The organism is Variovorax sp. 10L426 (genome assembly GCF_056395305.1).
Genome location: NZ_JBFTJF010000020.1, coordinates 53,927 through 67,177 on the forward strand (window position 1 = coordinate 53,927; position 13,251 = coordinate 67,177).

The window sequence follows — 13,251 nt, forward strand, 5'->3', positions numbered from 1 at the left end:
CGCGGCCCTGGCGACCTTTTCCGTCGAACAAGAGACCATCCGACCATGATCGATAGCACGACACGCTTTTGCCTCCGCGACCCCATCCCAGAAATCGCTGAGGCCGCTCAAACGCTCGACGAGGCGGTGAGCGCGCATCTACGCGGCGATCGTGCGAGTGCCGAGCACTTGATTCGCTCGACGAACACGCCGATCCTTCGTGATTTCATTGAATCCATGTGGGGGGCGAATAGCCCATACGTTCGAGTCAGGCCAGTGGCGCTCCCGCTTCCGAGCAAGGCGTCCATCGAGAAGATCGCTCAGCGGATGCCGTCTGCGGCGGAGAAGCAGGCGCTGCATGATCGAGACGGCTATCACTGTCGTTTCTGCGGAATCCCGGTCATTCGGAAGGAAGTGCGAGTGAAGATCGCCGTGGTCTACCCGACGGCACTGCCATGGGGACGACAGAACGCTCTGCAGCACGCGGCTTTCCAAGTGCTGTGGGCGCAATACGACCATGTCGTTCCTCATGCCCATGGAGGAACGAACGACCCCTCGAACATGGTCGTCGCCTGCGCTGCCTGCAACTATGCTCGCGTGGCCTACACGCTCGAGGAGGTCGGCCTGTCCGATCCGCGCTTGCGCGAGCCTGTGCGGTCAAAGTGGGATGGGCTCGAGCGATTCACCCGGGTCGGTGGTTCGCCGATGCATTAGCCCATCTTTCTCACTCAACCCCGATTTCGACGATTTTGAGGGTGTTGAGCGACGCAAGTGCTTGATGCGTATAGGGGTGACGCGGCAAAACGCTTGTGGTGAAGACCAACGGTATCTCCGTCTATGCTGGTGGCGATGCGGATCAGGCACGATGATCTTCTTGCTAGAAATGCCGCGTGCCGGGCGCGAAACAGTGAATCGCCGGGACGGCGGCAGAAATTGGGATCATGAAATTCTTCGAAGCATGGCGAGCCAAGGGCGTAACCGTTGACTACCGCAGTCGCTGGAGCCACCGATTTGAGGGCACTGACCGCTATATCTTTACCGTATGGAACGACGTATGGGGCCCCGGAGAATCGGAAATTCGCTTCAACAAGGTCCTTCGACGGAGCGACTTCTTTTGTGCAGGGGGCGATCCCTGGATCAATGAGGTGCCGGGCCGGCTCTACATCCAACATGCCCGTGAATGCATGGCAAAGGGGATTCCTGGTGAGGTAATCACGCTCAACGGTAAGCGCCGCAGCGGCCACGAGAACAGCCAAGTCGAGTCCGTAGACATCATGGATCAGCTCTATTGGCTGAATGTCACTCGGGTTGAGGACGATGGGCTAATCGAAGGATTTTTCGCCCATAAGGGCGGTCATTGACAGATGCCAAACATGAAAGCGTTGTCCCCGAATGCGCTGGAGGCCATGGATCTGCCATATATCGGGCCTTACAACCAACAGGTTGATGCTGAGGTCGCTCGCCGTATGTCAAATCCCGAGTCGGGCAAGAAGGCCGCGAAGATCAAGGAGGCCCAGGGCTGGCGACTGCGCCCGGATCTCGGCGCCTTGTGCATGGATGGCGACCCATCGGCTCCGGTGGTCTACCTGCAGGCCAACCCGAGCTACGGCGACGACGCCACACGCGAGACGCACTACCAACCGCACCCCGACTGGCCCCTCTCGGTTGCCGGCTCGCACGTTCACCCGGCGACGCGTGCCTACTACGTCAATACTGTCTTCCTGCACTTGCAGCAGGAAGGCGTCACGCTTCACGACATCAGCCGCAAGATGCTGAAGGTGGAACTGTGCCCCTGGGCGAGCAAGAAGTGGCCCGGCAATGGGAAGTTGGATGCGGCGCTGAGTAATTTCCCGAGCCGCGAGCCGATCGCGCGCTTCGTCGAGCATCTGGTTGATCGCGGCGCGTTGTTCATCATGGCGCGCGCATGGGCCCCTTGGTTCAAGGCCGTACCCTCCTTAGCGCCGCTGGTTGGCACGCGCGTCTTCAAGAGCCGTACTCCCGCTTCCGCCCTGATCTGCAGGAGTTTCTACCCCGATGGGTGGGAGGAACTCACTGCCGCATTGCGCTCGTGAGGTCGGCCCATGAGCGGACCCGGGAAACTCGTTGTCAAGGACGCCGGCGCCCAGAGGGTGCTCGCCGAGCTGGTAATGGCGTGGGCGAACGACGCCGAAACCGGTGAGCCGCGATTCATCCTCGAACTTGATGCCCAGCACACAGGCGCGAAGTGTGGCTGCGTGTGCCCGAGCTGCGGCCTGGCGCTCACGGCGGTGAACGCGGCCAAGGCCGAGTTCCGGAAGCGCCCGCACTTCCGTCATCCGGAGGGCGCCGAGCGCAGCGAGTGCATGGTGCTGGCCGCTCGCGTTGCGGTTCTACGGCAACTCCAGGAGGACGGCTGGCTCGAATTGCCTCGTCGTCGCCGATCCGCGACCGCGATCGGCCTGACCGGCGAACTTTACGAAGCGTGGGTCGAGATGCCAGCCGAAAAGCTGCACATTCTTCAGGTGGACTACCGCGATCGCGCCTTTGCTGTCGTCACGTTCGACGATGGACGCCAGCTACGTGTCGAGCTCACCGGGACGCCGGGAGAGATCGATGGCCCGTTCGGGGCGGATGGTCTTCCGGTTCCGACGATCTACCTCGGAGTGGACGATCCATCACTGGCCTCAATGGAGCCTGGCGAGATTCGGAGGCGGATGCGACTGTTGCCGGATGACCTGTGCTGGCGCGGCCATTGGAATGACGTAGAACTGCAGGCCCGTGCCGAGGCTGAAGCGAAGGAGAAAGCGCATTTCTACTTCGATGACATCCCGGAAGGACTCGACCTACCGGAAGAGATGGACCCGGCGCTGCGCCGCGAGACAGTACTGCACCACGAGGTGAAGCGAATCTTGGCTGAGCAACGTCGGCTATGCGTCCCGGGTCTTGACGTCGTGGTTGAAGCGCTGACGCATGATGGCCGGGCACTTCGGAAGCGGTGGTCTTGCGAAGCCGAAGAGTTGGCGTTGGATCACGTTGAGCTTGAGCAGCGTTTCGGGCGCATCGTTCCGGACATTACCTGCAAGTCGTGGCCGGCTATTGGCGGGCGGGTCATTTGGCCGCTGCTCGTCGAGGTTACCGTGACCAACCAGATCGACGAAGAACGTCTCCGAGGCATCTGCGAGCACGGTGTAGCTACCCTCGAAATCGACCTGAGCTTGGCAGGTGGCCGGGTGACCCGCGACGAACTGGCTCGGCTCGTGGTCGAGGAACTGCCCTTGAAGCGCTGGCTCTTCCATCCGGAACGGGAGGAGAAGCGCCACGAGCTTCAGGCTGCCGTAGCGCGAGAGAAGTCGGCCCTTGATGAACAAGCACGCTGGTTGGCTGAGCGTCAGCGGCGTGTACTGGCCACTCCGATCGCTGACATTGCGAGGGAGTACTTGGAGGCCGTCGTCTCAATGCTGGACGCGGGCGCTGAGGCCGACGCAGAGGGCCGGCAGTCAGCGACCGCAATCGTCACGGAGCAAGCAGCGCGGGAGCTTGTCGCCGATGCCTCTGACAAGCTCGCGCTGCACGGCTACCCGGAGGCGGCTGACGACAACCTCCTCGGCTTTCACGGGATTCTTTCGCGCATTCTGACCTGCCGGCTCGCCCGACCGGTTGGGTACCGGGTGCAGAACGTGATGGGAGTGCTCAATGCCATCCGACAGAGCCGCGGCGCCCAGCGTTCGTTGAACACGCTGTTTTTCATCGCGGTTCGTGTCTACCGCCCGCCGCTTGAACCCACTCAGCAGTCTTGGTTCGAGGCGTGGGCGACCGAGGTACGCGGCAGCATCCGCGCAGGCGAAGCGACCTACCTTCGCGACCCCGTGTATGACCGATTCCTGTCGGTGCTTTTCCCTGAGATGGCGGAGGCATTGGCCAAATCAGGAGGAAAGCGGCAGCCGATCTCAGATATCCTGGAGAATCCGTCAGGACGTGTCTCCGGGACGCCCGAGGTTCCGCGTCGTAGACGTGCCAGCTTCGTCGACCAGCAACCGCGCACAGACGGCGCATCGTCGTGATCCCGCCCCATCCAGATACCCATCCGAATCTATGCGTTTCTGCGAGACGATCTGACATGAGTTGAAGAGATCGCTCGGCTCACTACCATCGGGGGCTGGTTGCCGGTGAGTCTGTGTGAGGCATTCTGCCGGTATCCGCCCAGTGGTCACACTCTCCGCCAGCGGTTGATGTCTTTCATCGACGCTCGGCCAGTTCGATATTTCGCCCCATCCGTTTACCCATCCGCCGCTAGCCGCCGGTGCAAGCAACCGGCGTCGCGCGCCCCATGGCCCACGACGTGCGGCCCTGCTCGATGATCATCGTTTGGCGTCCGTTGGAGAACGTGGTCCCCGACTTTCCGAGCGCGGGAAGATCGATGGCGGCCGCTCCGTCAACGGAGACCGAGGCGCTGTCTCCCATCAAGCGCACAGCCAAGCGTGTCCCATCGCAAACGTAGCTGCTGACTGGATAGGGATTGCCGACGCCGATCGACGGACCTGGCGTCGGATGCTGGCAGGCGGCCAGTGTCCAGATGGCAAACGTGCCGATGATTGAACAAAGAACGCGTTGCATCTTGCCCCTCGCAACGTCCGCCACGTCGTTCGGCGGAGTGATGCTCATTTGCTGAGTGGTTGGCACGAAGGGCTCCTCGATTTCGATAGGATGGACCCTACACTGTCGAGCTAACGCCGTCCAGTCAAGCCAATTGACGCGGCATTTGAAGAGCCGTAGCCCAAAGTCCCCGAGTTCCTGGAGCCCCGGCGCACCGCCGAGAAGGCACTCACCGCCGTGATCCAGGAAGCCTATGCGAGAGTAGGTGACCGCTCGGGTGGGGAAAAGGATTGGGAGATACGGCCTGCCCGCCAAGCTTCCTTGCCGATGACCGAATCGTGGCGGCGGACCCGTCCGCCATAACATGATCGTCGGCTTCATGAGGCCTCTTCTGGCGCAGTCGGGAGGATGCAGCATGGTGCTGTACCTGGGTGCGCAGGTGCAAAAACGCAGACATCGTGGGTGCTTCCTCGAATAGGATCGGCTCCTTGCCGATTTTCCAGATGGAGATCATGCGATGCCGCTCGATGACAAGGCCATGAATGCCGCAAAGGCGCGATACCTCGTGGCTGAGGAGCGGTACGAAAAGCTATTCGCCCCAATGGAGCGAGCAATCATCAAAGGCTTTCTCGATCGGCTGGCGCAACGCGAGGCGATGCAATCGGAGATTCTGCAGGACCTGACGCGCGAAGCGACAAGCGAGATTGGCGCGTTCTCCGAACTCCGTGTGAGTTTCGCGGAGCGGCTGAACTCGCTGTTTGCGAAATTCGATCAGGTGGGAAGTGCGGCTCACCTCTTGGTGCTTTCGCAATTTTTGGAACCGGGCGGGGCCGGGCCGAGCGTCGGTGCCGATCCTCTGCAGTGGGTGGTTCAGCAGCAAGCGGACCTGCTGGCGCGGCAGCAGCGCGCGGCGGAGGCGAAGTGCAAAGCAGATGACGCACTCCAAGCGGCCGGTGCAAAGACGGTCGACATGCTCGACGGGGCCACGGGCGTGATCGTGTTGCGGGCAGCGACGCTGAAAGCGTTCCGGCGAGAGAATCTCGACAGTAGCTTGAAGCGAATTCGGGATGCGGTCGTTGATGAGCTGAACGACGAACTCGTACAGGCGGTTCAGGATGCGGTCGCCGATGAGCTGCAAGACGAACTCGGCGAGGCGTTGAACGACCAGATCGGTAAGCGTCTTGTTGACTTGGTTCTGGAGTATGGCGGAGAGTTCGGCGTCATCGTGGCCGACCAGCTTCCCGTAGTCGGCCTCGGCGTGAAGCTGGTGAGCGCCGTCGTCAAGGGATCGCTGCCGCCGGAAAAATACAACGATATAGGGGGAGGGGATATCTTGATGTATTTGACCAGTGCGCTTCGAAGGGAGCGCCAGATCTTCGAAGGATTCAAGAAAGAATTGAACGGCTCCTTCGGTACGCTGGTCGAGATTGAAACGTCGATGAACGGCCCCAGCACCTTTGCCTTACCCATCTAATTCCCCATCAGTGAAAATCGAATTCGATCCGACGAGTTTCACGAGGTTTCCGAGATGCGTACAGAGGAAGTCACGCGGGCCAATAGCCGATTGGTTAGGAATGGTGGCTTCCGGTCCGGAACCAGACATATTCTTTCCCTGCGCCTCCCGGATGTTTTGGAATAGAGTTTCCGCAATGAACTTGACTGCAGCCATTCGTCACGTACTCCGGCAGCATCCGGAAGGACTATCCCCAGCGGAAATGGTGCAAATCATGAAGCGCGAGGTGCCGCACCTGTTCAACACGGAGCGCCACCGGGAGTCTCTGGCCAAGAAAACTGTCACAAGCTTGGATCACGCCTTGAAGGCGGACATCTACTTCACCTACCCCAAGATCGAGGGTGTCGAGGCCGACAAAACGGTCCGGCCGATGCGACTGTTTCTAACAGACGTATCCGACGAAGCGCTGCCGTCAACGCAACAGCCAATTGCTCCAATGAGCGAGGAACCCGAGGTGCCGCAGATGAGTGCGGAGACCATCGCCAAGCTGGAGGCTGGAGTCGGCACGCTTTACGTTCTGGCGACCCATACCTACACGAGAGAAGGTGCCGAGATCTTGAAGATCGGCATCACTGCCGGGACCGTGGAGCAGCGCATCAAGCAGTTGTTCACGACAAGCGCGGCAATGCCATTTCGAGTGGTACTCCAGCTTGAGACGCCCAACTATGCAGAACTTGAGAAGGCGCTTCATCACCTTCTGGATCCATTCCGCATCAATCGATCACGGGAATTCTTCTCGGACCGGTGCCTTCCGTATGTCGAGGCCGTCTTGAAGATCCACAACGAGATCCAGTCCGTTTCCCGCTTGGCACCCGGTCGGCCGGAATGATGCACCTATCCGCAAAGCGCGTGGCCGAGGTAATGAGTTACCAGTTGTAAACTCAAGACCTAACTACGAGGACAGAGCCGTGCAACGACCCAGAGTTACTTGGCGCCGCGCGTGTATAGGTGCTGCCATCGCGCTGTGTGTGCAAGCCGCTGTAGCGCAGTCAGACAATGTTCAGAAGGGGCTCAATCAGTTCTTCGGGGCACTCCAAGGACTGCAGCAACCTGGGGCCGGCGGCGCACAACGGACAGCAGACCCTGGTGCAGCAGGTGGCGTGGATTCGGCGCCAAACTTGGAAGCGGTGGTGAAGGAGGCAAGAGAGCGCAAACGCAATTCCGGCACCACCATGGGCTCAGACTCATGGTGCGGACTGGCCGCGAACCCGTTTCGACCGGCAAAAGTGCAAGGGAGTGGCTGGAGCGAGCTGGTAGCAAAGTGCACAGCCACCCTTGACGAGGACGAGAGGAACAAGGAACAAGCAGATGCGGCGCAGGAGCGTCGGCGAGCGGAGTCAGAACGGGCGAAAGGCGCGCAGGCGCGCAAGGAGGCGGACGACTACGAGACCCGTCGTCAAGCACTGCTTGCCGGACTGAAGGCAGGAACCATCACCCCCAAGAATTGTGCGCAGTGGATGGTCGGTCGGGGGCTGGACCGGTACCAGCTTCAGGCAAATGAAATCAGTCGAATTGCCTATCGCGCACCTCAGGGCGTTGGCTACTTCGATGCAATGGTCCAGCAGATCCAGGGCGAAATTCTCCTCGTTCGCCTGCGCGACCACCAGGCGGTGGTGGCGATCGACAAGAACGCCAGACTTTTTCGCGAAGGTGAGTTGACGGAGCGGGGCGAAATCGGTGTTGTCGGTCAGCAGACCGGAACGCGAACATTGAAGCGCGCGGACGGCTCTGCCGTTACGGTCGCAGTCGTCACGCCTGCGTGCGTGGTGGCGGCGCCCAACCACATCCTCGATCTGGCCCCGGATTGAGCCCATCCGATCCAACCAACATTGATGCGGTTGCCATCGGTGAGCGCCTGCGTTAGAAGCACATTCGTCAGTTCGCGCAAATCTTCCGCTGCCCAAGTCTCCTGACGTCCAGGGAGGATGACGAGCTATCGCGGCGATAGCCTTTTGGGCTCGCGCCGGCGCAGGTTCTGCCACAGAATCTCCTTTCCGCTTTCCCACCCGCGATACGAACATAGGAGCCCTATATGAGTAGCGAAAAGACAGAGGCGAAGTGCCCATTCCACGCAGTTGCCGGCGGAGGCACGACCACCCGCGATTGGTGGCCCACCCAACTGCGCCTGGACCTGCTTCATCAGCATTCATCGAAGTCCGACCCCTTGGGCAATGACTTCGACTACGCGAAGGCGTTCAAGAGCCTGGATTACGCGGCGGTGAAGAAGGACCTGGCCGCGCTGATGACCGACTCCCAGGACTGGTGGCCGGCCGATTTCGGGCACTACGGTCCGCTGTTCATTCGGATGGCTTGGCACGCCGCCGGCACCTATCGCATCGGTGACGGCCGCGGGGGCGCCGGCCGCGGGCAGCAGCGCTTCGCGCCGCTCAACAGTTGGCCGGACAACGTCAGCCTGGACAAGGCTCGCCGGCTCCTCTGGCCGATCAAGCAGAAGTACGGCCAGAACATCTCGTGGGCCGACCTGATGATCCTCACGGGCAACGTGGCTTTGGAGACCATGGGCTTCAAGACCTTCGGCTTCGGGGGTGGTCGCGCGGATGTCTGGGAGCCGGACCATGATGTGTATTGGGGCCGCGAGACGACATGGCTGGGCGGCGACATCCGTTACTCGAAGGGCTCGCCCGGGGTCGAAGAGGATCATGCCGTGCTCGTGAAAGACGACGACAGCATGGTGCCGCACTCGCGCGATCTCGAGAACCCGCTGGCCGCGGTCCAGATGGGCCTGATCTACGTCAACCCCGAAGGCCCCGACGGCAATCCCGATCCGCTCGCCGCGGCGAAGGACATCCGAGACACCTTCGGCCGCATGGCCATGAACGACGAGGAAACCGTGGCATTGATCGCCGGCGGCCATACGTTCGGCAAGACGCACGGCGCTGCTCCCGCAACCAATGTCGCGCACGAGCCCGAGGCGGCCGGCCTGGAGGAACAGGGCCTGGGCTGGAAGAACAGCTTCGGCACCGGCAAGGGTGGCGACACGATCACCAGCGGCCTGGAAGTGACCTGGACCACCACGCCTACCAAGTGGGGCACCAACTTCTTCTGGAACCTGTTCGGCTACGAGTGGGAACTGAGCAAGAGCCCCGCCGGCGCGCAGCAGTGGGTCGCCAAGGGCGCCGGCGCGACCATTCCTCATGCGCACGACCCGTCGAAGAAGCTGGTGCCGACCATGCTGACCACCGACCTGTCGCTGCGTTTCGACCCCGCCTACGAGAAGATCTCGCGTCGCTTCATGGAGCACCCTGACCAGTTCGCCGACGCTTTCGCGCGGGCCTGGTTCAAGCTCACCCACCGTGACATGGGTCCGCTGGCCCGCTACCTGGGTCCTGAAGTTCCGAAGGAAGAATTGATCTGGCAGGATCCGGTCCCCAAGGTCGACCACCCGCTGGTTGAAGCGAAGGACGTTGCGGCCCTCAAGAAGGACGTGCTGGCGTCCGGTCTGACCGTCGGGCAACTGGTATCGACGGCCTGGGCCTCGGCCTCCACGTTCCGAGGCTCCGACAAGCGCGGCGGCGCGAACGGCGCGCGGATCCGCCTGACGCCCCAGAAGGACTGGGCCGCCAATGAACCTGCGCAATTGGCAAAGGTGCTGCAGGTGCTGGAGGGTATCCGCGAGAAGTTCAATGGCGCCCAGAGCGGCGGCAAGAAGATCTCGCTCGCCGACCTGATCGTGCTGGCCGGAAATGCCGGTGTGGAAAAGGCCGCGAAGGATGCCGGCCAGGACGTCACCGTGCCCTTCGCGCCAGGGCGCACGGACGCTTCGCAAGAGCAGACCGAGGTGGAGTCGTTTGCGCAGCTTGAGCCCGTGGCGGATGCGTTCCGCAACTACCTGAAGGGTCGTTTCGCCGTGCCCGCTGAAGCGCTGCTGGTCGACAAGGCGCAGTTGCTGACGCTCACCGCGCCGGAGATGACGGTGCTCCTCGGCGGCTTGCGGGTGCTGGGCGCCAATGCGGGCCAGGCCAAGCACGGCGTCTTCACGCAGAAGCCCGGCACGCTGAGCAACGACTTCTTCGTCAACCTGCTCGACATGCGTACCGAGTGGAAGGCTGTATCGGATGCCAGTGAGGAGTTCGAAGGCCGCGACCGCAAGTCGGGCGATCTGAAGTGGACCGCCAAGCGCGTCGATCTGGTCTTCGGCTCGAATGCGCAACTGCGCGCCATCGCGGAGGTCTACGGGACCTCGGGAGCGAAGAAGAAGTTCGTCGATGACTTCGTGGCCGTGTGGACGAAGGTGATGAACCTCGACCGGTTCGATCTCGCCTGAACCGTCACGCGGCTGGAGGAGCGGCCGCCAGCCGTTCCTCCAGCCGCTGCCGATCGGCCAACAGGCGGCCGGCAACCATCGTCACGACCTCGAAGCCGAAGGCCGGATTCTGGTAGTAGAGCTGCCTGAATGTCGTCTCGTCGATCCGCAGCACGATGCAGTTCGTGGCGCAGCGCGCGGTCAGGGTGCGCCGCTTGTTCGGCGCGAAGAACGCGATCTCGCCGAACAGGCGGCCGGCTTCCATCGTCTCGCCGATCTCGACAAAGTCGATGCGGCCTTGCGCCAGAAAGTACAGGTGCGTTGCTTCGTCGCCCTTGTGAAACAGCACGTCGCCCGCCTTCAGGCTCTGTCGTCGCATGTAGGGTCTTAGCCAGACACCCGACAGGTCGCTCGATGCCGACGCCGCGCGTACGCGGCGTGTGAGCCGGATCATTTCGGCCGTCCGATAGATGTTGATCGGAAGCAGCGTGCCATGCAGCAACACCATGATCAGCGACGGATGCAGCGCGCCGTAGATCAGGAAGCCCAGGTTGCCGCCCACCGCGAGGCAACGCAACGGGATCATCGTCTTGACGAAGGAGCTGACGATCACCAGGGCCCCGGCGATGGCCGCCGAGCAAAGCGCGACGATGCCCGTCGGTGTCGACAGCGCCGATGTCAGCGCGGCGACCGCGGTGTCGAACAGTGCAAGCGATGCCATGGGGGCTCCTTTTCGGGTCTGCGCCACTTCACAGCGATGATGGCCGAGCACGCGAGGTTAGCGGCCACTGAGTTACCCCGAGAGCCCGCCGAAGGGGTGGTGCGGGTAAATCTGAGACCTCGCCGGCCGCAGCGGGGAGCAAACTGCGCGCCAGGCGCAGGGCGACGCCCATTCGCCCGATGAATGAAGGGAAGCCGATGATGAAGCTGAATTCGCTGGTCGAACCCGACCGGGTCCACAAGACCGTCTACACCGACCCGCAGATCTTCGATGCCGAAATGGAAAAGATCTGGGAACGCACCTGGGTCTACTGCGGCCATGTGTCGCAGGTGCCGAATCCGGGCGACTACTACGCCGTCACGATCGGCCGCCAGCCGATGATCATGGTCCGCCAGACCGACGGCTCCGTGCAGGTGCTCTACAACCGATGCCCGCACCGCGGCGTGCAGTTGGTGGGCAACCTCAAGGGCAACACCGGCAGCAGCATTGTCTGCTCCTACCATGCATGGAGCTTCCATCTCGACGGCAAGGTGCGCGCGATTCCGCTCGCGCAGGGCTACGAGGGCACGCGCATGACACGCGAAAACCCTGATTGCAGCGTGAAGCGCGCGCCCCGCGTCGACAGCTACCGCGGCTTCGTCTTTGCCAGCCTGGCCGCGGACGGGCCCTCCTTGCTCGACTTCCTCGGTGAGGCGCGCATCGCCTTCGACGACATGTGCGACCGCTCGCCCGTGGGCGAGGTCGAGGTTGTCCCGATCTGCCATCGCGTGATCCAGCACTCGAACTGGAAGTTCTTCATGGAGAACCAACTCGATGCGCTGCACCCCTCGGTCACGCACCAGTCGACCGGCATCGCCGCGGGAAGGGTCGAGAAGCGCCTGAAGGCCGAGGGAGTTTCCCCGCCGCTGTACTACCACTACCTGTCGACCTTCGCGTCGAGCTTCGATCAGTGGAATTCAGTGCAGACGATCAACTTCCCGCATGGCCACGGCATCCTGAAGGCCTACATGGGCCTGCGTCCCCAGGACCCCGATACGCTCGAATACGAGGCGCTGCTCAAGCAAGCCTACGGCGAGCAGCGCACTGAGGAGTACCTCTCGCGCAGCATCCATCATGTGCTCGTCTATCCGTACCTGTCGGTGCAATCGCCGCTGCAGCAGTTGCGATGCCTGCGGCCGATCTCGGCGGACAAGACGCTGTCGGAGATCTGGCACTTCCGCCTGAAGGGTGCGCCGGAGGCGATCTACCGTCGCAGCCTCTGGTACTACAACCTCGTGAACTCGCCGGCCACGATGATCAATGCCGACGATCTCGAGAACTGGACCAAAGGCCAATGGGGACTGCAGTCCAACGGCGGCGACTGGGTCAGCTTCCATCGCTACTTCGGCGATGACCGGGAGGAGGGTGGCGTCACCTACTCCAATCACGGCACCTCCGAGGCTGTCATGCGCAGCCAGTTTCGCGCCTGGTCTGCCTACATGCAGGCTGCATAGGTCAGGAGCACGCGATGAGTACCCAGGACCCATCAAGCAAGACCGCGGCGATCCCGAACGCCGGCCCCGACTTCGAGCATCTTCTCGCGCAGGAAGTCGTGATCGAGGCGACCCCGGGCGAGGCGCGCACCGGCGCACAGGTGATCGCACCGGACCATTCGCCGCGCGCGCCCGTGGACACCGCAGCGGCCCTGCCTCGCGCCGGCCTGATCATCGCCACAGGCGCGAGCGTCGAGCTGCAGCGCGAGGTCGAGCAACTTCTCTACCTCCAGTCCGAACTGCTCGACGGCAAGCACTGGCAAGCGTGGATGGACCTGTTCGACGAGCGCGGCGTCTATTGGATGCCGGTGACGCCGGAACAGACCGAATGGGAGGGCTCGCCGTCGATCTTTGCCGAAGACAAGCTGATGATGGAAATCCGCAAGGGCCGCGTCTCGCACCCCAATGCGTGGTCGCAGGCGCCGATGTGGGAGACCCACCACGTCGTCGGCAATGTCGCGATCGAATCCGTCGACGGCACGACGATCCAGGTGCGCTCGCGCTTTCACATGATGGAGCTGCGGCGCGACACGATGCGCCATTTCGGCGGTACCTATCGGCACACGCTGGTGCGAGATGCGGCCGGCGCGCTGCGCATCGCGTTGCAACGCGTCGACCTGTTCAACGGCCAGGCGCCGTTCGACTACGTACTGCAGATCTGGGTCTAGGC

12 protein-coding genes are annotated in these 13,251 nt (G+C 62.3%); 10 read left to right on the top strand and 2 right to left on the bottom strand.

The window, feature by feature from the left end; translation table 11 throughout:
- Nucleotides 1–45 precede the first annotated feature (45 nt).
- The 4 genes from AC1DHL_RS24770 (at nucleotide 46) to AC1DHL_RS24785 (ending at nucleotide 4,019) form a co-directional block, all read left to right on the top strand.
- Nucleotides 46–693: an HNH endonuclease gene (locus AC1DHL_RS24770; RefSeq protein WP_478098033.1), complete on the top strand. Its 648-nt coding sequence runs from the start codon at nucleotides 46–48 to the stop codon at nucleotides 691–693.
- A gap of 227 nt (nucleotides 694–920) precedes the next feature.
- Nucleotides 921–1,340: a hypothetical protein gene (locus AC1DHL_RS24775; RefSeq protein WP_478098035.1), complete on the top strand. Its 420-nt coding sequence runs from the start codon at nucleotides 921–923 to the stop codon at nucleotides 1,338–1,340.
- A 105-nt stretch (nucleotides 1,341–1,445) separates the two neighbouring features.
- Entirely contained in the window at nucleotides 1,446–2,051 is a 606-nt protein-coding gene (locus tag AC1DHL_RS24780) for a hypothetical protein (protein ID WP_478163693.1), read from the top strand.
- Between the two features lie 9 nt (nucleotides 2,052–2,060).
- Nucleotides 2,061–4,019, top strand: coding sequence for a hypothetical protein (locus AC1DHL_RS24785; protein WP_478163694.1), 1,959 nt, complete (start codon nucleotides 2,061–2,063; stop codon nucleotides 4,017–4,019).
- A 229-nt stretch (nucleotides 4,020–4,248) separates the two neighbouring features.
- Here the strand turns inward: AC1DHL_RS24785 and AC1DHL_RS24790 are convergent, their stop codons facing one another.
- On the bottom strand, nucleotides 4,249–4,932 hold the full coding sequence (locus tag AC1DHL_RS24790; RefSeq protein ID WP_478163695.1) for a hypothetical protein: 684 nt from the start codon (nucleotides 4,930–4,932) through the stop codon (nucleotides 4,249–4,251).
- Nucleotides 4,933–5,068: 136 nt separating this feature from the next.
- On the opposite strand from AC1DHL_RS24790, the gene AC1DHL_RS24795 reads away from it, so the two are divergent.
- The 4 genes from AC1DHL_RS24795 (at nucleotide 5,069) to katG (ending at nucleotide 10,349) form a co-directional block, all read left to right on the top strand.
- On the top strand, nucleotides 5,069–6,025 hold the full coding sequence (locus AC1DHL_RS24795) for a hypothetical protein (RefSeq protein ID WP_478163696.1): 957 nt from the start codon (nucleotides 5,069–5,071) through the stop codon (nucleotides 6,023–6,025).
- Nucleotides 6,026–6,200: 175 nt separating this feature from the next.
- Complete coding sequence (locus AC1DHL_RS24800) at nucleotides 6,201–6,893, top strand: GIY-YIG nuclease family protein (protein ID WP_478163697.1); 693 nt, start codon at nucleotides 6,201–6,203, stop codon at nucleotides 6,891–6,893.
- A 289-nt stretch (nucleotides 6,894–7,182) separates the two neighbouring features.
- Complete coding sequence (locus tag AC1DHL_RS24805; protein ID WP_478163698.1) at nucleotides 7,183–7,872, top strand: hypothetical protein; 690 nt, start codon at nucleotides 7,183–7,185, stop codon at nucleotides 7,870–7,872.
- Between the two features lie 224 nt (nucleotides 7,873–8,096).
- Nucleotides 8,097–10,349 (top strand): catalase/peroxidase HPI, encoded by a 2,253-nt coding sequence (gene katG / locus AC1DHL_RS24810; RefSeq protein ID WP_478163699.1) that lies wholly within the window; start codon nucleotides 8,097–8,099, stop codon nucleotides 10,347–10,349.
- Between the two features lie 4 nt (nucleotides 10,350–10,353).
- Here the strand turns inward: katG and AC1DHL_RS24815 are convergent, their stop codons facing one another.
- A complete protein-coding gene (locus AC1DHL_RS24815; protein ID WP_478098048.1) occupies nucleotides 10,354–11,049 on the bottom strand; it encodes a Crp/Fnr family transcriptional regulator in 696 nt (231 codons plus the stop codon).
- A gap of 197 nt (nucleotides 11,050–11,246) precedes the next feature.
- Between AC1DHL_RS24815 and AC1DHL_RS24820 the strand changes: the two genes are divergently transcribed.
- Together AC1DHL_RS24820 and AC1DHL_RS24825 are read left to right on the top strand one after the other, a co-directional pair.
- A complete protein-coding gene (locus AC1DHL_RS24820) occupies nucleotides 11,247–12,542 on the top strand; it encodes an aromatic ring-hydroxylating oxygenase subunit alpha (RefSeq protein WP_478163700.1) in 1,296 nt (431 codons plus the stop codon).
- A gap of 14 nt (nucleotides 12,543–12,556) precedes the next feature.
- Nucleotides 12,557–13,249 carry an aromatic-ring-hydroxylating dioxygenase subunit beta gene (locus AC1DHL_RS24825; RefSeq protein ID WP_478098052.1) on the top strand — a complete coding sequence of 231 codons (693 nt, stop codon included), beginning with the start codon at nucleotides 12,557–12,559 and terminating at the stop codon, nucleotides 13,247–13,249.
- Nucleotides 13,250–13,251 lie beyond the last annotated feature (2 nt).

Excerpts from the sequence above, each read along its gene's own strand:
- AC1DHL_RS24825 (WP_478098052.1), top strand. The coding sequence starts at position 12,557 with ATGAGTACCCAGGACCCATCAAGCAAGACCGCGGCGATCCCGAACGCC.
- katG (WP_478163699.1), top strand. The coding sequence starts at position 8,097 with ATGAGTAGCGAAAAGACAGAGGCGAAGTGCCCATTCCACGCAGTTGCC.
- AC1DHL_RS24820 (WP_478163700.1), top strand. The coding sequence starts at position 11,247 with ATGATGAAGCTGAATTCGCTGGTCGAACCCGACCGGGTCCACAAGACC.
- AC1DHL_RS24815 (WP_478098048.1), bottom strand. The coding sequence starts at position 11,049 with ATGGCATCGCTTGCACTGTTCGACACCGCGGTCGCCGCGCTGACATCG.
- AC1DHL_RS24785 (WP_478163694.1), top strand. The coding sequence starts at position 2,061 with ATGAGCGGACCCGGGAAACTCGTTGTCAAGGACGCCGGCGCCCAGAGG.
- AC1DHL_RS24790 (WP_478163695.1), bottom strand. The coding sequence starts at position 4,932 with ATGAAGCCGACGATCATGTTATGGCGGACGGGTCCGCCGCCACGATTC.
- AC1DHL_RS24800 (WP_478163697.1), top strand. The coding sequence starts at position 6,201 with ATGAACTTGACTGCAGCCATTCGTCACGTACTCCGGCAGCATCCGGAA.
- AC1DHL_RS24770 (WP_478098033.1), top strand. The coding sequence starts at position 46 with ATGATCGATAGCACGACACGCTTTTGCCTCCGCGACCCCATCCCAGAA.
- AC1DHL_RS24780 (WP_478163693.1), top strand. The coding sequence starts at position 1,446 with ATGTCAAATCCCGAGTCGGGCAAGAAGGCCGCGAAGATCAAGGAGGCC.
- AC1DHL_RS24795 (WP_478163696.1), top strand. The coding sequence starts at position 5,069 with ATGCCGCTCGATGACAAGGCCATGAATGCCGCAAAGGCGCGATACCTC.
- AC1DHL_RS24775 (WP_478098035.1), top strand. The coding sequence starts at position 921 with ATGAAATTCTTCGAAGCATGGCGAGCCAAGGGCGTAACCGTTGACTAC.